Origin of the sequence: Cohnella sp. 56, assembly GCF_037963805.1 — a bacterium.
GTDB lineage: Bacteria > Bacillota > Bacilli > Paenibacillales > Paenibacillaceae > Cohnella.
Map to the genome: position 1 here is coordinate 129035 of NZ_JAZDQE010000012.1, position 21252 is coordinate 150286.

General features: G+C 60.8%; 17 protein-coding genes. 14 read left to right on the top strand and 3 right to left on the bottom strand.

All coding sequences use genetic code 11. From position 1 onward, the window contains the following. The first annotated feature begins 369 nt into the window (after nucleotides 1-369). From VQ071_RS20120 to VQ071_RS20145, 6 genes are all read left to right on the top strand, one after another. Nucleotides 370-1383: a LacI family DNA-binding transcriptional regulator gene (locus VQ071_RS20120; protein WP_340515973.1), complete on the top strand. Its 1014-nt coding sequence runs from the start codon at nucleotides 370-372 to the stop codon at nucleotides 1381-1383. 82 nt (nucleotides 1384-1465) lie between these two features. After that, on the top strand, nucleotides 1466-2407 hold the full coding sequence (locus VQ071_RS20125) for an ABC transporter permease (protein ID WP_340515974.1): 942 nt from the start codon (nucleotides 1466-1468) through the stop codon (nucleotides 2405-2407). Between the two features lie 14 nt (nucleotides 2408-2421). Then, nucleotides 2422-3306 (top strand): carbohydrate ABC transporter permease, encoded by an 885-nt coding sequence (locus tag VQ071_RS20130; protein ID WP_340515975.1) that lies wholly within the window; start codon nucleotides 2422-2424, stop codon nucleotides 3304-3306. 106 nt (nucleotides 3307-3412) lie between these two features. Further along, entirely contained in the window at nucleotides 3413-5044 is a 1632-nt protein-coding gene (locus tag VQ071_RS20135; RefSeq protein WP_340515976.1) for an extracellular solute-binding protein, read from the top strand. A gap of 96 nt (nucleotides 5045-5140) precedes the next feature. Then, a complete protein-coding gene (locus VQ071_RS20140) occupies nucleotides 5141-7414 on the top strand; it encodes a GH32 C-terminal domain-containing protein (protein WP_340515978.1) in 2274 nt (757 codons plus the stop codon). A 28-nt stretch (nucleotides 7415-7442) separates the two neighbouring features. Continuing rightward, nucleotides 7443-9890 (top strand): PfkB family carbohydrate kinase, encoded by a 2448-nt coding sequence (locus VQ071_RS20145; RefSeq protein WP_340515979.1) that lies wholly within the window; start codon nucleotides 7443-7445, stop codon nucleotides 9888-9890. 60 nt (nucleotides 9891-9950) lie between these two features. On the opposite strand, the gene VQ071_RS20150 is transcribed toward VQ071_RS20145, so the two are convergent. Beyond that, nucleotides 9951-10733, bottom strand: coding sequence for a helix-turn-helix domain-containing protein (locus VQ071_RS20150; protein ID WP_340515980.1), 783 nt, complete (start codon nucleotides 10731-10733; stop codon nucleotides 9951-9953). A 129-nt stretch (nucleotides 10734-10862) separates the two neighbouring features. On the opposite strand from VQ071_RS20150, the gene VQ071_RS20155 reads away from it, so the two are divergent. Continuing rightward, the gene (locus tag VQ071_RS20155; RefSeq protein ID WP_340515981.1) at nucleotides 10863-12335 is read left to right on the top strand and encodes a sulfatase family protein; all 1473 of its coding nucleotides are present in this window, start codon (nucleotides 10863-10865) and stop codon (nucleotides 12333-12335) included. Between the two features lie 79 nt (nucleotides 12336-12414). Then, complete coding sequence (locus VQ071_RS20160) at nucleotides 12415-14076, top strand: extracellular solute-binding protein (protein WP_340515982.1); 1662 nt, start codon at nucleotides 12415-12417, stop codon at nucleotides 14074-14076. A 124-nt stretch (nucleotides 14077-14200) separates the two neighbouring features. On the opposite strand, the gene VQ071_RS20165 is transcribed toward VQ071_RS20160, so the two are convergent. Further along, a complete protein-coding gene (locus VQ071_RS20165; RefSeq protein WP_340515983.1) occupies nucleotides 14201-15394 on the bottom strand; it encodes a macrolide family glycosyltransferase in 1194 nt (397 codons plus the stop codon). Beyond that, on the bottom strand, nucleotides 15373-16137 hold the full coding sequence (locus VQ071_RS20170) for a helix-turn-helix domain-containing protein (protein ID WP_340515985.1): 765 nt from the start codon (nucleotides 16135-16137) through the stop codon (nucleotides 15373-15375). The genes VQ071_RS20165 and VQ071_RS20170 overlap by 22 nt, the downstream gene beginning before the upstream one ends. Before the next feature lie 232 nt (nucleotides 16138-16369). Here VQ071_RS20170 and VQ071_RS20175 point away from each other — a divergent pair, with 232 nt between their 5' ends. Genes VQ071_RS20175 through VQ071_RS20200 form a run of 6 tightly spaced genes read left to right on the top strand, consistent with a single transcriptional unit; the run spans nucleotide 16370 to nucleotide 21250 of the window. Beyond that, a complete protein-coding gene (locus VQ071_RS20175) occupies nucleotides 16370-17623 on the top strand; it encodes an AMP-binding protein (RefSeq protein WP_340515986.1) in 1254 nt (417 codons plus the stop codon). Between the two features lie 3 nt (nucleotides 17624-17626). Beyond that, on the top strand, nucleotides 17627-17896 hold the full coding sequence (locus VQ071_RS20180) for a phosphopantetheine-binding protein (protein ID WP_340515988.1): 270 nt from the start codon (nucleotides 17627-17629) through the stop codon (nucleotides 17894-17896). Next, nucleotides 17893-18921 carry a Gfo/Idh/MocA family protein gene (locus VQ071_RS20185; RefSeq protein ID WP_340515990.1) on the top strand — a complete coding sequence of 343 codons (1029 nt, stop codon included), beginning with the start codon at nucleotides 17893-17895 and terminating at the stop codon, nucleotides 18919-18921. The genes VQ071_RS20180 and VQ071_RS20185 overlap by 4 nt, the downstream gene beginning before the upstream one ends. Next, nucleotides 18890-20032 (top strand): DegT/DnrJ/EryC1/StrS family aminotransferase, encoded by a 1143-nt coding sequence (locus tag VQ071_RS20190; RefSeq protein ID WP_340515991.1) that lies wholly within the window; start codon nucleotides 18890-18892, stop codon nucleotides 20030-20032. The genes VQ071_RS20185 and VQ071_RS20190 overlap by 32 nt, the downstream gene beginning before the upstream one ends. Nucleotide 20033: 1 nt before the next feature. Beyond that, entirely contained in the window at nucleotides 20034-20303 is a 270-nt protein-coding gene (locus VQ071_RS20195) for an acyl carrier protein (protein WP_340515992.1), read from the top strand. Further along, a complete protein-coding gene (locus tag VQ071_RS20200) occupies nucleotides 20300-21250 on the top strand; it encodes a DUF6005 family protein (protein ID WP_340515993.1) in 951 nt (316 codons plus the stop codon). The genes VQ071_RS20195 and VQ071_RS20200 overlap by 4 nt, the downstream gene beginning before the upstream one ends. The last annotated feature ends 2 nt before the right edge of the window (nucleotides 21251-21252 follow it).

Consider the following 21252-nt stretch of genomic DNA (forward strand, 5'->3'; position numbering starts at 1 on the left):
TGTAGCAGATCCGATGAGCCCAAGCGCAAAAGCCTGCAAATTAGCAGTTATTTAGCCGCAAAGTCCGAATTCTCAAAAGAATAGAGGCTAAAGCCTGCAGATTCGCATCTTTTATCGGGCAACACATGCGATGGAAAGGAAAAAGATGTATATCCGCAGGTATTCGCTTGTACTGCCTCAAATAAGGCGCAGTTCGGGAAAGCCAGTTCTGCTGCGAGCAAAAAGCTCCGGGAGAACTGGCATATTCTTTTTTTTTGGCCTACAACGACAGAATCACACCAGAACGGTTGACACCGTTCCCACTCTCCAACTATAATGAAAACGCATTAGAAAAACGATTACGTAAACGATTTTCTGGGAGTGAAAGACATGCGGGCAGGAATCAAGCAAGTGGCGAAGCTGGCCGAGGTGTCGACCGCTACCGTGTCGCACGTCATTAACAATACGCGATTCGTGTCGCTGGAGACCAAGGAAAAGGTGTTCCGCGCTATGGAGCAGCTTGACTTCCGGCCGAACGCCGTCGCGCAGAGCCTGCGGAGCCAGCGCTCCAATACGATCGGCCTGATCGTGCCGATGCTGCCGTCGGACACCTCGAACTTCTTTTTTATGACGATCGCCCAAGGCATTCAGAAGACGCTGAAGCGTCACGGCTACCATATGCTGCTCAGCAACAACTCGACCGAGGAGCTCGAAGAAGAGATCGAGCAGATCAAATTGTTCAACGCCAAGCAGATCGACGGCTTGATCATTGCCTCGATTGCCGAGGATGTGGGTCATCTCAATGAGATCGTGGGACGCAAATATCCCGTCGTCTTCATCGACCGTCAGCCCGATGGCTACAAGGGCGATTATATTTTGTCCGACGGCTTCGGCGCCACCTTGCAGGCTTTGCGCCTGCTGCTCGACAAAGGCCACAAGCGTGTCGGCTTCCTGACCGGATCGCTCGGTATTACGACGAGCATGGAACGGCTCGAGGGCTACAAGAAGGCGCTCGAGGAGCGGGGCATTCCGTTCGACCCGGCGCTTGTCCGGGAGACGAACGCGAGCTTCGAGAACGGTCATCAAGCTGTGCAGGAATTGCTGGAGACGCCCGATATGACCGCGCTGTTCGTGGCGAACAATGTGCTCACGATGGGCGCCATGAGTTATCTTCAGGAGCGGCGTATCCGAATTCCGCAGGATCTGGCCGTCATCGGGTACGACGATTACGATTGGACCAAGATTACGACGCCGCCGCTGACGGTCATCCGACAGCCCAGCTTCGAACTGGGCGAGCGGGCGGCCGAGGTGATGCTAAGACGGATCGAAGAGGGCTTCGACAAGGACGAGGAGCCGCAGGCCTACCGCCTGCCGGCAGAGCTGGTCGTCAGAGATTCTTGTTAAAGGGGAGTTCTCCCTTTTTTACAGTTTCATAAAAACGTTTACGTAAACGTTTATACAGAAAATGGCGGGAGGTTAAACAAAAATGTTCAGAAACAAACAGGAGCAAGTATCCGCCAATGGCAGCCGCCGCTTGAAAAGCGTCAGAACGAACTACGAGCTGTATTTGCTGATTTTGTTTCCGGTCGCGTATTTTGTCGTTTTTAAGTACTGGCCGATGTACGGCGTGCAGATCGCCTTCAAGGATTTTTCCGCGTCCAAGGGGATCTGGGGCAGTCCATGGGTCGGCTTCGACCACTTTCAGCGCTTTTTCGACGCCTACAACTTCTGGCAGATTATCCGCAACACGGTGTATCTGAGCGGCTTGAATCTCGCCATCGCATTTCCGATCCCGATCATCGTGGCGCTCATGCTCAATCAGCTCCGGCAGCAGCGGCTGAAGCGGTTTATCCAGACGACAATCTACGCGCCTTACTTCATCTCGACGATCGTGCTCGTCGGCATGCTCTACGTCTTTCTCTCTCCCTCGAGCGGGCTCGTGAACAACGTCATCAAGATGTTCGGCGGGGAGCCGATCCTGTTCGCCGGCGAGTCCGCCTGGTTCAGGCCGATGTACATCTTCTCCTCGGTCTGGCAGGAGACCGGCTTCGCTTCGATCGTCTATCTGGCCGCGCTCGCGGGCATCGATCCGCATCTGCACGAAGCGGCCGTCGTGGACGGCGCCAGCAAATGGAAGCGTATCCGGCATATCGATCTGCCGGGCATCGCGCCGACGATCGTCGTGCTGTTCATTCTGGCTGTCGGCAACCTGATGAACGTCGGCTTCGAGAAGGCGTTCCTGCTGCAGAAGGATCTGAACGTGGACGTCTCCGAGATCATTCCGACCTATGTTTACAAGATCGGCATTCAGCGCGCGCAGTACAGCTTCTCGGCCGCCATCGGACTGTTCAACGCCGCGATCAATCTGATCCTGCTCTACATCGTGAACAAATCTGCCAAAAAAATAAGCGGGAACGGGTTGTTCTAGCAAAGGAGGCCTCTATGCTCAATCGAAGAACGAAATCCGACGTTTGGTTCGATCTGATCAATTATATTTTCCTCGGCGGCTTCACGCTGATGATTTTGTACCCGCTCTACTTCGTCGTCATCGCTTCGATCAGCAGCCCGGACCGGATATTTTCGGGAGATGTCTGGTTCTGGCCGCGCGATATCACGTTCGACGGCTACCGCCGCATTTTCCGCGACCCGGCGATCTGGCTCGGCTACCGCAATTCGATTGTGTACGCCGCGATCAGCGCGTTCATCAGCACGGCGCTCGTCATTATGGCGGCTTATCCGCTGTCGCGGAAGGACTTTTTCGGACGCAGCGGTTTTATGGCCTTTTTTCTGGTCACGCTGTTTTTCAACGGCGGCATCATCCCCACCTATCTGATGATGAAGGACATCCATCTGATCGACTCGATGTGGGCGGTTATTTTGCCGTCGGCCGTGGACGCCTTTTTGATCATTATCGCCAAAACCTTTTTCCAGGAGCTGCCCGACGAGCTGCGCGAGGCCGCCGCGATCGACGGTGCCCGCAATATGCGGTACTTGACGAGTATCGTGCTGCCGGTATCCAAGCCGATCATCGCCGTGCTCGTACTGTTCGCGGTCGTGCGGCAGTGGAACGGATTTTTCGATGCGCTGATCTATCTGAGCGACGGGCACAAGTTCCCGCTGCAGCTCGTGCTCCGCAACATCCTGATTCAGAGCCAGCCGTCGGGCAATCTGGTGAACGACGTCGATACGCTGCTGGCCAAGCAGCGCGTGACCGAGCTGATCAAGTTCGGCGTCATCATCGTCGCCGCGCTGCCGCTGCTCGTGCTGTACCCGTTCCTGCAGCGGTACTTCGTCAAGGGCGTCATGGTCGGTTCCGTCAAGGGGTGAGGTTGCGATACGACCATTTAAGGAGGTGAGGGACGCATATCCGGCAGGTCGCAGTTCCGGCATCACATATGAAAAGGGAATATATCCATGGGAGGGTTATACGAAAATGAAAAAAAGCACAGCCGTATTAACGACCTTCGCACTGACTTCGGCCTTGTGGCTGAGCGGCTGCTCCGGCGACAACAATGGCGCGGACTCAAGCTCCGCGGCGACCGGATCGGCGTCCGGCGGCGCGCAGGCTTTCCCGCTGCAGGAGCGGGTGACGCTCAAAGCCGTCACACAGCGGCCGGCGCTCGCGCCGAGCGACTTCAACGAGATGGAGATGGCCAAGAAGCTCGAGACGGCGACGAACGTGCATATTGAATGGGATACGATTGTGGACACCGATTATCAGGAGAAGAAAAACCTGCTCATCACGAGCGGCAGCCTGCCGGACTTCTTCTTGAACTCGGGCTTCTCCGACTCCGATCTGATCAAGTACGGCAAGGACGGCACGATTCTGCCCCTCAACGACTACATCGACAAATATATGCCGAACCTGAAAGCGCTCTTCGATAAGCGCCCCGACATCAAGGCGCTGGTCACCGCGCCGGACGGCAATATTTATTCGCTGCCGGTCGGCGAGGAGCTGGGCTCCGGACAAGAGGAGATCGGCGCGAACCCGGACTTTCTGTACATCAACCAGGATTGGCTGACCAAGCTGAACCTGCAGATGCCGACGACGCTGGAGGAGTACCACAAGGTGCTGCAGGCGTTCAAGACGCAGGACCCGAACGGCAACAAAAAGGCGGACGAAATCCCGCTCTCGTTCATGAACGCCTTCTGGACGGGCGATATCGGCTACCTGTTCGGCGCGTTCGGCGTACCGGACAAGACGTACCAGCCGGGGAGCAACGCCTTCGCCGAGCATCTGAACGTCGACGGCGGCAAGGTATCGTACGCGGCCGTGCAGGACGGCTACAAGCAAGCGCTCGCTTATTTCCACGGGTGGGTCAAGGAAGGGCTGATCGACAAGGAGTCGCTCACGCAGGACGTCACCCAGTACTTCGCCAAAGGCAAAAACGAACCCGAGATTATGGGCTCGTTCCTGTGGTGGGATCACACCGACGTCGTCGCCGACCGCGACGCGCACTATCCGATCGTCCCGCCGTTCAAGGACATGATCGTCAAGTGGAACAGCGGGTCCGCGCTCGGACGCGGCGGCGCGGTCATCACCAAGGACAACAAGCATCCGGAGATTACCGCGCAGTGGCTCGACAATCTGTATGAGCCGCATACGGCCGCCGAAGTCCGCTGGGGACCCGAAGGCGTCTGGTTCGACAAAGACGCGAGCGGCAAGCTCGTGCAGAAGACCGATCTCGCCAACCCCGGCGAATTCCGCCAGAAGGTCGCGCTCGGCGGCGCCGGCGTCATCACGGGCGACGACTTCAAGACGGTTGTCGCGCCGGAGGCGCGCGCCCAGCAGCGCATGGACGACATCAAAAATATTTTCGTGCCGCAAATGCAGAAGGAAAAGTACCCGAACATCTTCTTCACGGACGCGGAGCTGGCCACGATCGACAGCATCAAGCCCGAGCTGCAAACCTACACCAACTCGATGCGCGCCAAGTTCCTGCTGAACGGCGTCACGGACGGCGATTGGGACGACTATGTGTCCAAGCTCAAAAAGATGGGGCTCGAAGATTTGCTGAAGGTGTATCAGGACGGCTATGACCGCTATGTAGCCGCGCAAAAATAAGGCTCGATCCAAGCGAAGGCGCCAAGCCGGAACGGCCGCAAGCCGCCGCTCCGGCTTGGGCCGTATCGGGGATCGGGGCAAGGGAGCATAGGCGAGATGACAACATCTTCAACTTTACAGGCGGCGGACATGATCGCTGCGTGGACGTTCGACGAGACGGAGGGAAATCTGACGCGCGAGCTTGTGTCGGGCGAGCGGGACACGATCGAATTCGCGCTGTCGAAGGGCCGGTATCAGCCCGCGCAGGCGCCACGGCGCAAGCCCGGCATCGGCGGACAAGCGCTTGTGTTCGACGGCTACTCCACATACATCCGGAGACCGGCCGCGAAGCTTCGGCAGCCGCACGGCGGCCTGACGATCGCGGTGTGGGTCGCGCCCGGCCTGTACGATCTGTGCGCCGAAGGCCGGCCCTCCACAATCGTCAATCGGCATGATCGCGAGCGGGCCGAGGGCTATCTGCTCGGCATCGGGCGGCACGGCGCCTGGACGCTCCAGCTTGGGCTCGGGGGCGTCTGGACCGAGCTATGGTCGGACGCCGCGTCGGGCGTGCCGCTGCAGGTTTGGTCGCATCTGGCCGCCACGTTCGACGGCGAAGCCGGGCGCATGAGACTGTACCTGAACGGCGAGCCTGCGGGAGAGCGGGACGTGCCGGCCGGCTCCGTGCTGTCGCAGAGCGCGGCAGACCTGATGATCGGCCGCAACAATCAAGGGGCCATGCTGGCCGAAGCGTTCGTCATGAACCACTTCGACGGACGGATGGACGAGCTGTCGCTGCTGGACCGCGCATTGTCCGCCGAGGAGGTACGCGCCCTGTACCGCGAAGGGCTGGCGCGCTGCGGCGGAGCGGTCCCGGCGCTGTCGCCGGAAGATTTTATGCTGCCGCGGGGGATGTTCGCCCGCGATCGGCACCGTCCGCAATATCATGTGACGACACCCGGCCATTGGATGAACGAGCCGCATGCGCCCTTTTATTATGAAGGCCGCTATCATCTTTTCTATCAATACAATCCGAAGGGGCCGTTCTTCCACTACTTGCACTGGGGACATGCGGTCAGCGAGGACCTCGTGCATTGGCGCGACCTGCCGCCGGCGCTCCGGCCCGAGCCGGACATCGACCCGGACGGCGTATGGTCGGGCAGCGCGACCTTCGACGCGGCGGGCAAGCCGGTACTGTTCTACACTGCCGGCAACAATGCGCATCGTCCCAACCAGCAGATCGGCCTGGCGCGCAGCCACCCCGGGGAGGGCGACCCGGATCTGGTGCGATGGACCAAGCGCCCGGCGCCCGTGCTCGCCCTGGATCGCGGCGATGCCGTCGAAGCAGTCGACGGGATGCCGCTGGACGAGTTCAGGGACCCGTACGTCTGGCAGGAGGCTGGCCGGTGGGTCATGCTCGTCGGAGCCGGCCTCGAGGCGCGCGGCGGCACGGCGCTCGCCTACGTATCCGACGATCTGGAAAACTGGACGCCGCGGGGGCCTTTTTTCGAGAGCGATCCGCAGAAGTATCCGTTTCTCGGGACGGCCTGGGAGCTGCCGGTGCTGCTGCCGCTGCGCCGGGACGGCGAGGAGACCGGCAAGCATGTGTTCATCGTCAGCCCTTGGGGACCGGGAGCGCGGTCGGACATTTACTATTGGATCGGGCGCTACGACGCGGAGCGTATCCGGTTCGAACCGGATCACGAGGAGCCGCGGCTGATCGACTACGGGGACTTTCACTTCACCGGCCCGAGCGGGATGGTCGATCCGCGCACCGGCCGCTCGCTGCTGTTCACGATCGCGCAGGGCGAGCGCTCGCCCGAGATCGATTATGACTGCGGCTGGTCGCATGGCGCGGGCATGCCGGTGTCGCTGTCGCTGCTGGACGACGGCACGCTTGGCGTGGAGCCGATCGAGGAGACGGCCCTGCTGCGCGAGGAGACGCTGCTCGATATTCGGCAGACGACGGCCGCCGAAGCGAACCGGCTGCTCGCGAATATTCGCGGCGACATGCTGGAGATCGAGCTGACGCTGCGGGCCGCGGGCCGCTCTGCGCTCGCCGTCCGCCGCTCGCCCGACGGCGCGGAGGAGACGCTGCTCTATTGCGACCGCGACAGCGGGGAGATCGGCGCGGACCGCACCCGGTCCACGCTCGACCCTGATGAGCGGACGCGCGGTATCCAGTCGGGACCGCTCGCGCTCGGCGAAGAGCCGCTCCGGCTTCGCGTGCTGCTCGATCGTTCGCTGATCGAAGCGTACTTCAACGGGCGCCAGAGCGTCACGACCCGCACGTATCCTTCGCGGACGGATGCGGACCGACTGCTTCTATATGCGGAGGACGGCGCGGTCGTCGACAGATTGACCGTATGGCGGCTGGGCGGCGCGTATTCATAACGAGAGAAAAAGATAGGGTGGTGGAGGCATGCTGGACGTAATCGCGCTCGGCGAGATATTGATCGACTTCACGCCGGCGGGCCGCTCGGAGCAGGAGCAGCCGCTCTTTGAGCAAAATCCCGGCGGGGCGCCAGCCAACGTCCTGTGCGGCTTGGCCAAAATGGGGCGGCGGACCTCCTTCATCGGTGCGGCGGGAGACGATCCTTTGGGACATTTTCTCGTATCCGTGCTGGATCGGGCCGGTGTCGGCCGTTCCGGGCTTGCTTTAATGGAAGGCGTTCATACGACGATGGCCTTTGTTCATTTAAACGATCAAGGCGATCGGACGTTTCGGTTCGTCAGAGGCGCCGACACGCTGGTGTCGGGGGAAGGTGCGGAGCGGGAGCTCGCTGCAGGCTGCCGGATCTTCCACTTCGGCACGCTGTCGATGACGCATGACGCATCCGCCGGGGTGACGCTGGCTGCCGTGCGGCAGGCCCAGCAGACGGGAGCGCTCATCTCATTCGATCCCAATCTGCGGATATCGCTGTGGCATTCGCCGGACGAGGCGGGAGCGGCGATCCGCAAGGGTCTGCAAGTGGCGGACATCGTCAAGCTGTCCGAGGAGGAGCTGCGCTTCGCGGCGGGGACGGACGACGTGCGGGCAGGGGCCGAGCGGCTGCTGTCCGACTATGCGGCCATCCGTCTGATCCTCGTCACGCTCGGCGAACGAGGCTGCCTGCTGTGCACGCGCGGCGCATCCGCCCGCGTCCCGGGCTTCCGCGTGAATGCGATCGACACGACCGGCGCCGGCGACGCGTGCATGGCGGGGCTGCTGGATCGATTGTTGGACGGCGCGGCGCAGATCGAGTCGCTCGACGACCAGGACCTGGCGGGCATCGGCCGCTTCGCGAACGCGATGGGCGCGCTCGCGACGACGCGCCGGGGCGGGATTCCCGCGATGCCTGCGCTTCAAGAGATCGAAGACTTGCTGAACCATTCGGAGGACGATGCTTTGAACGACAAGTACAGACCGCATTTTCATTTTACGCCGCCGGCCCAATGGATGAACGATCCGAACGGCCTCGTTTATTTTGAAGGAGAATACCATCTGTTCTACCAGCATCATCCGCAAGACAGCGTGTGGGGACCGATGCACTGGGGACATGCGATCAGCCGCGACCTCATCCGCTGGGAGCATCAGCCTGTGGCGCTCGCGCCCGACGCGAACGGCATGATTTTCTCGGGCTGCGCGGTCGTGGACCGTCGCGATACATCCGGCTTGTTCGGCGGCGGCGCGGGGCTCGTGGCGATCTTCACCCATGCCGATACGTACCTCGAAGCGACGGCCGACGGCGGGGAGGCGGAGCGTCCGCGCCAGCGTCAGAGCGTCGCCTACAGCATGGACAAGGGCCGCTCATGGACGATGTATGCGGGCAATCCGGTGCTCGCCGACCCCGGCATCGCCGATTTTCGCGACCCGAAGGTGTTCTGGCACGAGCCGGACGGCCGCTGGGTGATGGTGATTGCGGCGGGGGACCATATTCGTTTTTATACGTCGCCGGATCTGTTGTCCTGGACCTACGCCAGCGCGTTCGGACATGACGCGGGCTGCCACGAAGGGGTATGGGAATGCCCGGATCTGTTCAGGATGCCCGTCGAAGGCGAGGAGGGCGCGGCGGACCGGTTCAAGTGGGTGCTGCTCGTCAGCATCGGGGACGGCCGGCCCGAGGGCTCCAAGACGCAGTACTTCCTGGGTACGTTCGACGGCACTTCCTTTGCCGGCGAAGGCGAGGAGCTCCTGTGGCTGGACGAAGGCCGGGACAATTACGCCGGCGTCACGTGGTCCGATGTGCCGGAGGCGGACGGCCGCCGGATTCTGATCGGCTGGATGAGCAACTGGAAATATGCGAACGCCACGCCGACCGAGGGCTGGCGAGGGGCGATGACGATCCCGCGCACGCTCACGCTCAAGGATAAGCCGGATGGCGTCCGGCTCTGTCAGCAGCCCGTCGCGGAGCTTGCGGCGCTGCGGGGCGAGGCGTCGATACGCGGCGGCATTGTGCTGGATTCGGCCATGTGGTCCGAAGAACAACTAACCGGCGACGCATACGAGATCGAAGCGGTGTTCGAGCCGCTGGGCGCCGGCGAATTCGGCTTCCGCGTCCGCCGGTCGGGCGACGGTGCCGAGGAGACGGTGATCGGCTATATTCCCGCCGAATCGCAGCTGTTCGTCGACCGCACGCGTTCCGGCGAAGCGGGCTTCAGCGAGGCCTTCCCCGTTCGCCACGGCGCCCTTCTCAGGCCGGAGGCGGACGGGACGGTGCGGATTCGCGTCCTCGTCGACCGGTGTTCCGTCGAGGCGTTCGGGGGAGACGGCGAGGCGGCGCTGACCGATCTGATCTATCCCGATCCAGAGAGCGTCGGACTGACGATTTATGCGGCCAAGGGAGCGGCCAAAGTGCGTTCGCTGCGTTTCTGCGCGCTGGGAGGCTGACGGTAGAACGCAGTCGCAGCAGCGCGCGACGCCGCCAACTATAAGAACGGATAATGCAGGCTAGAGGGACTGTTCTGCGCAGCTAAAGGCGGTAGGCGACATGCCGACCGCTTTTTTGAACATCTTAAAAAAGTACGAGGAATCGTAGTATCCCAGATAGAACGCGATGTCGGCGACGGTCATATCCGACTGCAGCAGCAGCTTGCGGGCTTCGGCCATGCGCAGGTCGTGCATGTACTTGATTGGCGTCAAGCCGTACGCTTCCTTGAACAGATGCGTTGCATAGCCGGGGGTGCGGTTGATGAGATCGGCGATCTGCGCGATCTGGAGCGGCTCCCGGTAATGGCTCAGCAGATAGTCGTGAATCGTCCGGGCGAATAGCAGCTTCATCGGCGTCAGCTCGGGTTTTTCCAGTTCCTCGGCCAGCATCCCGAGCAGCTCCTGCATGATGCCCGTACATATGATGGAACGATAGCGATTGCCGCCTCTCGTCGCTTCGAACAGTTTGCCGCACCGGCCGGCGATATACTGAAAGTTCGAAATTTTAAACTTGATAAAGCGCCGTTCGTCCAGGAAAGGTATGCCGGACGTTAGCTGCGGATCGGTTCGAAACAAAATCGTATATTTACGGTGCGTCCCCGTCCTTGCATTTTGCCCGCTCCTCGAGCTGCCTTGCGGGATAAACAAAAAATGTCCTTCCTCCCCGACATAGTCCGTCCCGTCAACCGTATAATGAACGCAGCCCTCGATGACCAGCACGAGAATATGGAAGGGCACTTCCTCCATCGCCGTTCGCCAATTCGGGATATGATTATCCCAGTTTACACTTAACAGATTTAACATCCGCGACCTTCCCTTCGAGCAGATGATTATGGAAATATACATGCCGGTGCGCATATGTACATGTACGGTGACAAGGGATTGGCCTATACTCTCTGTGAAGTAAGCGACTGCCGAAAAGGGAGCGAAAACATGAGAGTATTGCTGCTGGACCTGGATTCGATGCGCCCGGACCATCTGGGCTGCTACGGCTACGGCCGGGATACGTCGCCCAACATCGACCGCATCGCGGCGGAGGGCGTGCGCTTCACCAACTATTATACATCCGATGCGCCTTGTCTCCCATCGCGTACGGCGCTGATGACGGGACAGTTCGGCATCCACAACGGCGTCGTGGGCCATTCCGGCACGGCTGCGGACATCCGCTCCGAGGGCATCGGCCGCGGCTTCAGAGACAGGCTCGTCACGGACAGCATGCCCGCCTTGTTCAGACGCTCCGGCATGAAGACGGCGCTCATAAGCCCGTTCGGCGAGCGTCATTCGTCGTGGAACTTTTATGCGGGCTTTAACGAAATGTACAACACGGGCAAGGGAGGGATGGAATCCGCCGAGGAAGTGTCGCCGGTCGTGCTCGACTGGATCGAGCGCAACGGCGATCAGGACGACTGGATGCTGTACGTGAATTTCTGGGACCCGCATACGCCGTACCGCGCGCCCGAATCGCTCGGCAATCCGTTCGCGGGCGACCCGCTCCCCGCATGGATCACGGACGACGTATTGGCCGCGCATACCCGGAAGGTAGGACCGCATAGCGCCAGCGAGATCGGCATGTACGACAATCGCACATCGCCCGAATATCCCCGCCATCCGGGCGAGATCCGCAATCGGGACGAGCTGCGGCGCATGATTGACGGCTATGACTGCGGCGTCCGGCATATGGACGACCACATCGGCGCCATCTTCGCGCTGCTGGAGCAAAAAGGGCTGATGGACGATCTGATCGTCATCATCACCGCGGACCATGGCGAAAACCAGGGCGAGCTCGGCATCTACGGGGAACATGCGACCGCGGATCAGGGAACCTGCCGCATCCCGATGATCATACGTTGGCCCGGCCTAACGAAGGGAAGCGTGCATGAGGGGCTGCATTATCATCTGGACCTGCTGCCCACGCTGGCGGATATGCTGAATCTGGAGCACGCCGCGTCGTGGGACGGGGCCAGCTATGCGGACGTGCTGCGCAGCGAAGAGGCTGACGGACGCGAATATCTGGTCGTCTCCCAATGCGCCCATGTGTGCCAGCGGAGCGTGCGCTTCGGAGACTGGCTGTACATTCGCACGTATCACGACGGCTATCATCTGTTCGACAGGGAGATGCTGTTCAATCTGAAGGACGATCCGTACGAGCAGCGCAATCTGGCGCAGGAGCGCCCGGATATGTGCAAGGAAGCCGTCTATCTTCTCTATGAATGGCACGACAGTATGATGGCGTCGATGCAGCATGATGTCGACCCGCTCTGGACCGTCATCAAGGAAGGCGGCCCGACGCATGCCAAGGGCGAGTTGCCTCGATATGTCGAGCGGCTGCAAGCAACCGGCAGAGGTCATGCCGTTCCCGAGCTGATGAAGCGCCACCCGCGCGAGTTCGCGGACTCCGGGCGCTGAACCGTCTCATACAGTAAGGAACGTACAAACCGCTCCGTGCTATACTGGAGGAAGATTAGCGAAAAGTGGGGTCCTCCAGATGAACAACAGCGCAGCCCGCCGCGCTATGCTGCTCCTGACTGCATGGATGTGTATGACTGCGCTCGCAGCCTGCAATGAGGGTGCTCGAAGCGGCGCGGGGGCGGACAAGCCGTCCGCCCCCGAACCCGTCACGCTCAATATTATGCTCTGGGGAGACAAGCCCAGGCACTTCGACGACGTCGTCGCCGAATTCGAGCGGCAGACGATGGATACGCTTCGCCTGAAGCTCAACGTCACGTTCACGCCGCAGGCAGACTACATCAACAATCTCAAGCTGAAGCTCGCGGCGGGCGGGCCGGTCGATATCGCCTTCGATGCGCCGTGGATGAACATGAGCGCCTTTGTCGCGGAAGGCAGCTACGAGAACCTCGATCCTTACTTCAACAACGACCGCTACCCCGGCCTCAAGCAAGCGTTCGGCAGCGTCTATTTGGACAGCAACCGGTTTGCCGGACCGGACGGCAGTCTCCATACGTACGGCGTGCCGCTCGGCCAATACTGGAGCGATCTCAACGCGGTGTATTACCGCAAGGATCTGGCCGCCAAGTACGGTTTGCCCGAGATCGGCACCTATCCGGAGCTGCTGACTTTTTTCGACCGCGTGCTGGAGGAGGACAAGGACCTCGTTCCCTTCGTCATGAAAAACGACGGAAGCTACAGCGCCATCGAATTGATCGTGGGCAACAACGTGTTTCCCGACAGAAAGGCCGTCGGGATCTGGGAGCTCGATCTGGCCGCTGCCGTCAGAGCTTCCGTCTACATTCGGGACGGCCGGGTCAAGGCCGTCTCGCTGGACGGCGACCCCGAGGACGGTCTCCGCGATTTTCCGCAGCCGTTCAACCGCATCAGTTATGCGTCGTATGTCGCGCTGCGCGAATGGCACGACAAGGGTTTTATCGAAAAGGACCCGCTCTCCCGCAAGTATGCGCGGGAATGGTTCACCTCGGGCAAGTCCGCGGCCATGATCGAAGGACTGGCCAATTTGCAGCTCATCAGCTCCCGGCTCCAGGCGGACGTGCCGGGTTCGGAGCTGGGCATTTTTCTCGTTCAGCAGCAGGTTCGCGACAAAGTGCAGCCGAACAGCCTGCTCAACTCGAATGCGCGCGTATGGAATTTTCTGTGCATTCCGCAGGCTTCCGCCCACAAGGAGGCGGCGGTTGCCTTCCTGGACTGGCTGTTCGCGAGCCGCGACCATCACGACTTGTTCGAATACGGCATTCCCGGCGTTCATTGGGAGCCTGTCGGCAGCGATGAATACCGTCTGCCGGATGGCGTCGATCCGTCCGACAACTACGTGTTCCCGGGCTACCTGATGACCTGGAACCCGAAGTTTATCCGACTGCCCGCCGACATCCCGGACGAGCTGGCCGACTACTTCCGCTATCAGGCCGACGAGAAATCGTATTACAAATCGCCCTTCGCGGGCTTTGTATTCGATCAGAAGCCCGTGAAGGACGAGCTGGCCAATCCGGCGTTCACGGCGATCCGCAACGAGGCGACCGCATTCGAGCTGGGCATAGTGCCCGATCCGGCCGCGGCCTATACGAAGCTGCTGGACAGCCGCAGCGAAGATGTCAAGCTGCAGCAAGATATCCGCACGATCAAGGCGGAGATCACGAAGCAGCTTCAGGCGTATATGGATCGGCGAGCACGGGAATAGCTCGTGCCCGCGCCGACTCCGCAGGCAGATGAGACTGGCCCGGGAGGGCAAGACAGAACCCCGTTCCGCACCGTAGCGTGCGGGACGGGGTTCTGTCGCTTTACCGCTGCGTACAATCTGCCGGTCAGTCAAGCCGATGCTGCTTTTTGAATGCCCGGATACAGGACATCGCCTGCTGGCGGCCGCCGGCAGTGCGGAGGCTCTCGCCGACAACTGCGCTCCGAACCCGGTAGTGTTCGGATGCGAGCATGCGGTTGACCGACTCGCGGATAGCGCCGGATGTGAGCGTGTCCCGCTCGAGCCGGATGCCGGCGCCCAGCGTCTGAACCCTGTCCGCATTCAACGGCTGGTCGGCGGCCAGCGGGATCACGATGAGCGGCACATTGTAGTAGAGCGCCTCGTTCACACTGTTCATCCCCCCGTGCGTGATGAACAGATCGGCGCGTGCCAGCACATCCAGCTGAGGCATGGAGGGGGCGACCGTGAAGTTCGACGGCACGCGGCCCAACTCTGCGACGGATATCCGATTGCCGATCGCCATCCATACGTCTCCATCGAACGAGGCGAGCGCCTCGAACATGAGGTCGTATATTTCATGCACGCGGTTGAACACGGTACCCATCGAGATATAGATGAGCCGGCGGCCGTTGTCGTCGCCGGCCGGCGGCAAGACGCCTTGCGGACGGCGCCCCGACAGACCGGGACCGACGAAGTGAAAGTGGCTGCCGAGCTTGTTGCTGTCCGGTTGGAACAGAGCCGAGGTGAATACGAGATTCATCAGCCCTTCGTTAAAAAAAATATCCTGGAGCGCCAGATTCCGCCGAATTCCGTATTTTTTGCGAATTTGGGCGGCGAGGACGGTGAATGTGCGGAGAAGCTGCGAATTTTTTTTCATTTCCGCAGCGTCCCTGCCGGTCTCCGCGGTGCGCTCGACCCCGATCAGCGAGGTGCAGGTCGCGATATGGGGAATGCCGAGCATGTCCGCCACGACACGTCCGCAGCCGTACATCGAATCGTGGATGAGATAATCGAACGTATGGCCGGACGCGGCCTCGCGGACCGCAGGGAGGATCGTATCGTAAGCGGACAAAATCTTGATGACGACGGATATGAAGTGCTTGGTCTGGAACGGGTCCCCGGAGTCGAGAAAATTGTCGTATGCGATAAAGTCGACTCCCGGCCGCTCGACCTGGCCTCGGAACTGCTCGCTGCATAAATATACGATCTCTTCGCCTGCGGCCGCCAGATCCTCTACGAGCCCGAGCGTAGGATTGACATGGCCGCTCGCGGGGCCGTTTATGAATAAAATTTTTGCCATGATGCCTCTCCTTCGCCGGAAACGCCGCCATGGCGGCAGGAACGTCTGAATGCCATCGGCGTCATGCCGGTCGCTGTCTTGACCATGCTGCACAAGCGACTGGAGTCGGCTACGCCGACCCCCCTGCATATTTCCTTTAGTGTATGATCGGTATGCTCAAGCAGGCGGAGGGTGCGGTCAAGCCGAAGCTCGTTCAGGAAGCGAATGGGGGATTGCGAGAAAATACGGCTGAATTCTTGGCAGAAGTAGTTGGGATGGTAGCCGATTGTATGTGCAATATCGTTCAGGGATAACTGGGGATTGCCCATATTCCGCTTCATAAACCGCACGGCGTATATGACGGGACGGGCATTGATCAGAACGATGGGCCTCCCGGATTTGGCAGGCTGCGGAGCCGGACTGTCCGCAGCCGGGGGAGCGGACTTAAGCTGCTCGATCAGCTCCGGCAGCAGTCCGGCGATCATGACGGCGATCCGCGCCTGGTACAGGTCGGAGAACGCATCGCGCCGAAGCGAGCCGATGAGCGCGAACAAACTTTGCGCATAGGGGGAAGCGTCGACCGTCAACGGCGAAGTCAACGCCCGTACGCTCTCGGATGCGGCGAGCAGCGGCGATTCAAAAATTACGGAAACGAATTTCCCGGCGCCTAGGTCTATCCTCGTACGCGGCGGCACGAACATGAAGCGGGATACACCGGTCTCCTCCGGTGCCCAGACCAGCCGGAAACCGTTTCTTTCCTCCAAAAATGCCGGGAGCTCTTCAAAATTGACAAATATGACGGGAAGCGCTTTCTGGAACGTCTGAAGCAAGTCGTACACCTCCGCTGCGAGAGCTGATTCATAAATCCTGAACTATCCGGCATGTTCTGAAAAATAGATTATATAGGCCCAAAATGAGGTGCAGTACAATAAGCATGCGGTATACAGTCACTTGATAATATACTATTCAAATTATTAATTGTTAAGAGGTGTTGACATGCTGGCCGTGAATAACGACCGATTCACAGGTCACGATCTCAAGGTCAGATACGCGGGGCTGGGGCGTCTGGAGGCTTTGCGCTCTCCGGAGGGAAAGCGATTCGCAGTGTGCGTCAGGCAGGCGTTCGATCTGATAGCGATCGTGCTGTATATACGCCAGCAGGGAGGATCGGTGCTCCTGCTGCATGCCTCCACGCCCGGCGGGGCGGCCGAAGCCGCAGCCCGGAAGGCAGACTGCGCCTGCTTGATTTATGGCGGCTGGGACAACGCCATTCCTTTGCAGGGCGGAGCGAACTACGAGCCTTCGATTTTGCAGTACAGCTCCGGCACTTCGCGTGAACCCGCGCTGATCGCGCGCAGTTGGCGGCAGGTGGAGACGGAGATCGAGCACTACAACCGTTTGTTCGCGGGGGAAGCGTCCTGCGAGCCGGTCGTTCTCGTGCCGGTGTCCCATTCGTTCGGTCTGATCTGCGGCACGCTCGCATCGATGGCGCGCGGCGAGGAGCCGCTCGTCGTTCAGGACCAAAATCCGAAGTATGCGCTTCAGGCAATCCGCAGCAGACCGCGTTCGTTGGTATACGCGGTACCTTTTCTCTTCAGCGTCATGGATGCGATGGCGCGACGCGAAGACCGCTTCCACCGGATGGTCGTCTCGGGATCGCCGCCAACCGATCCGCTGCTCGCGCGGATGAAGCTGCGCGGCGACGAGGTGTGGCAGCAGTACGGCTGCACGGAGGCCGGCTGCCTCTCTGTCGCGCGACAGCCGGCAGCGGCGACGGATGTCGGCCGGCCGCTCGGACATATCGCATTATCGATCGTGCCGGACGAGACGAGCCCGGCCGCGCCGGGCAGCGGCGAGATTGTCGCGGTCATCGGCGAGCAGACGATCCGGACGAGAGATCTGGGCTTCATCCGTCCGCAGGACGGCAGGCTTCATGTGATCGGCCGGCTGGACGAGCTGATCAACGTATCGGGACTGAAGGTTGTGCCCTCCGAAGTCGAGTCCGTGATCCTGCGGATGCCGGGCGTCAGCGAGGCGGTCGTCCTCCGCACCGGGCACAAGGTGTGGGGCGAGGCCGTCCGCGCCATCGTGGTTGCAGAGCCGTCGCTGGGGGCGAAGGAGATCCGGGCCTGGTGCATTCGGCACCTTCCGGCCTACAAAGTGCCGGGCGTGATCGATATGGCGGAGGAGATCCCCCGTACGCCCGCGGGCAAGATCAGCCGCAAATACTTGCAGGAATTGGAGAGATGACAGATGGAAGAACGCCAAGCTGTAATGCAGGAGCTGCGCACGATACTGGAGGAAAGTCTGGAATTGGAGGTGCCTGATGTTCTGGACGAATCGATGCGCCTGTACGAGGATTTTGGCATCGACTCGATCATGGTGCTTCAGTTGATGGTCTATATCGAAGAAGTCTTCCGGGTGAATCTTCCGGACGAAGGGGTAGACCCGGATCATTTCCTGACGCTCGGCTCCGCGATCGACCTGATCGAGTCGCTGCGGAAGGCAACGGTTCAGGAATGACGGACGTCGTCAGGCTGGGCATCGCAGGATTCGGACGCATTGTCGAACTGGTGCATCTGCCGCTGCTGAAGCAATTGGCCGGTATTGAGATTGGCGGTATATTCGACGTGACCCCTCAGCGGCGGGCGCTTGCCGCCAGGCGCGGCTTCGAGGTCTTCGATCGGCTGGACGCCTTGCTTGATTCTCCGATCGATGCCCTCCTGATCGCGACGCCTCCGAACAGTCATCTGGAGCTGGCGGAGCTTGCCGTGCACGCCGGCAAGCATGTGCTGATCGAGAAGCCCGTGACGATTACGGCCGGAGAGGCGGTCCGCATCAAGGAAGCCGCCGCGCGCGAGGACAGCGTCGTAACCGTGTTTCACAACCGCCGCTTCGACAGCGACTTCCGCCTCGTGAAGCGGGTGCTGCAGGAGGAGCTGCTGGGGGCTCCGCTATTCGTGGAGCGGCGCCATCATATGTTCGGCTCGGGCGCCTCGTTCGGCGTGAAGTCGTTCCATCAGGCGTGGCGCAATGAGAGGCGGTACGGCGGCGGAGCGCTGCTGGACTGGGGCGTGCATCTGGCCGACCAGTTGCTGCAGCTTGACTTGGGCGCCCGGGGCGATGTCCGGGCCGTCATGCGAAGCGTATGGACGCAGGACGGCGAGGTGGACGATTTTGTACACGCGACGATGGCGACCGACCGGCATGTGCTGCTGTCGATGGACATCAACTTTGCATCCGCCGTCCCGTCCCCGCTGTGGATTGTCGGCGGCGATCGGGCCACGCTTCAGGTGGTGTCGGCGAACGAGGCGTATTTGTTCGAGCAGGGCAAGCAGCCCCGGGTTTTGGAGATGGGGATGTACGAGAAGAGCGGCCCCGGGCCAATCTATACTTCGTTCATCGACGCGGTCCGCAGCGGCGGTCCGCTTGAGGTGACGCTCGACGAAGCGATAGCAGCGATGCACTTGCTGGATCAAATCCGCGCTGCGGCGCAGCAAACCAAGGAGCAGACCGATGGGAATCTTGTTTTCGGCGCCACAGTATGAATATGACGTCATCCGGGAGGAATGGCTGAAGTCGGTTGAAAAGATCGGACAGCAGGGCGTGTTCGTCGGGGGAGCAGCGGTATCGAAGTTTGAAGCCTCGTTCGCCGCGTACGTCGGCGTGACGGAAGCGGTCGGCGTCGGCAACGGCACGGACGCCCTGTTTCTGGCCTTGAAGGCGCTCGGCGTCGGGCCGGGCGACGAGGTCATCACCGCTGCCAACACTTTCGTGGCAACCGTGGGCGCCATCTACCATACAGGAGCGGTACCGGTGCTGGTGGACTGCGGCGAGAGCTATGTGATGGAGCTGGACAGCGTGCGGGCTGCCGTCACGAGCCGGACCAGAGCCGTCATTCCCGTCCATCTGTACGGGCAGATGATCGATCTGGGCGAGTGGCAGGTGTGGTCCGAGGAGACGGGCATTGCCATCGTCGAGGACTGCGCCCAGGCTGCAGGCGCTTCCGTTGGGGGGCTTGCCGCCGGAAGCTTCGGCATCATGGGCTGCTACAGCTTTTACCCGGACAAAAATCTCGGTGCGCTGGGCGACGGCGGCGCCATCGTAAGCTCGTCGCCGGAGCTGCTCGCGAGGCTGCGGCAGTTGCGCAACCACGGCGGCGAGCTTCGCTACCGGCACGATATTCCCGGCTACAACAGCCGTCTGGACCCGATTCAGGCCAGCGCGCTTCAGTTGAAGCTTGACCGCCTGCAGGCGTGGAACAAGCACCGCCGCGAAGCGGCCGGCTGGTACCGGCAGCGGCTGGAGGGCATCGATGGTCTTGTACTGCCCGCTCCAGTCGCATTGGACGACTGCAGCCACGTCTTCCACCTGTATGTCGTCAGGATAGCCGGCGGCCGACGCGACGAGCTCAAGAAGCATCTGCAAAAGAAAGGCGTGCTGACCGCGGTGCAGTACCCGGTTCCGGTCCATCTCCTGCCGGCGTACGCCGATTTGGGCTACGGCCCCGGTTCGTTCCCGCGCGCGGAGCGCTTGGCAGGCGAGATTCTGTCGCTTCCGATACATGCGGGGTTGACCGAAGCGGACGTCGCCTTCATCGGCTCGGAGATTCAGTCCTTCTTTGCTGCAACTGCAACCAACGTCTCGGGGAGGACCTGACATGTCAACGGCACCCATTGATGATATCAAAATATTTCTGCGCAAAAGCATCGCGGCCGTCTCCAAAAATGACAGCCTGGAGCATGAGCTGGCCGACTCCGCGCCGATTCAGGATGCGGGCGTCGACTCCGTTCAATTGATCAATCTCGTCGTACAGATTGAATTGAGATACGATATCGTATTCGACGACGATGAGATGCTGCTCGAAAACTTCGAGACGGTGGCGATCATGGCGCAGCACATCGTCCGGAAACTGGGCGTCGCGCTATGAGACAGGGCGATCAGACGCAGTGTATGCTGGATTGCTTTGCCTACCTGCTCGAGCGGAAGGGCTGCGACAGCCGGCCGCTTTACAGCGGGGTCTGGGAGAGCGGCTACGATATAGACGAGACCGGCATCTACTATTTCAGCCGACGACTCGACCCGAAGGGCTGGTATGAGCGGGTCCAGCGGCTTTATAACGTTTCCATTGTGTATTGGAGTATTTATAAAGGCGGGAAAGAAGAGCGGTTCGACAAGTTTTTGGCAGCTCTGAACGAAGCTCCCGGGGACGGAGCGTTTGTCCTGTCTGTCGATCTGTTTTATTTCCCCCACTCGCAGCAGTATCGCTCCAAGCACGTTCCTCATCTGGTCATTTTCGAGGTGCTGCCAGACGGCTCCTGGCATTTGACCGATCCTTATTTTTCCTGGGCGGGCCCCGTCGACTCCCGGACGCTGCGCGACGGGCTGGTGAACGGCATCTGGTTCGATACCGGTTCCATTCACGATGTCGATACGGCTGCAGCGGCCGAGCTTTTTCGCAGAGACATTCATCTGACCCCCAATCCGCTGATCGCAGATATCGAGCGGTTCGTATACCAAGCGGTCGGACAGAGCGGCGGACAAGCCTCAAGCACGCTGTTCGACTCCATTCAACAGACAGGCGTGATCGCCAAGCGGTTCGAAGGCTACCATATTGTGTGCCGCTACTTCGCGGAGAGCAGCGGGGAGCCGATGCAGACGGTGGCATCCGAGACGGCCGCTCTGCTTAAGGGCTGGGAGAGTCTCTTGCTGACGGTCGCGCGGTCGAGCATGCTGAACCGGACATTTGATTTGCCGGCATTCTCGGCCAAGCTCGGCACATTAAACGAGCTTGAGCTGGCTATCAGGCGGCGGCTCCTTCATTCCTTTGCGGCATGGGAAGCCCGGCCGCAGCGGGCGCATAGCTTGAGGAGCTGACG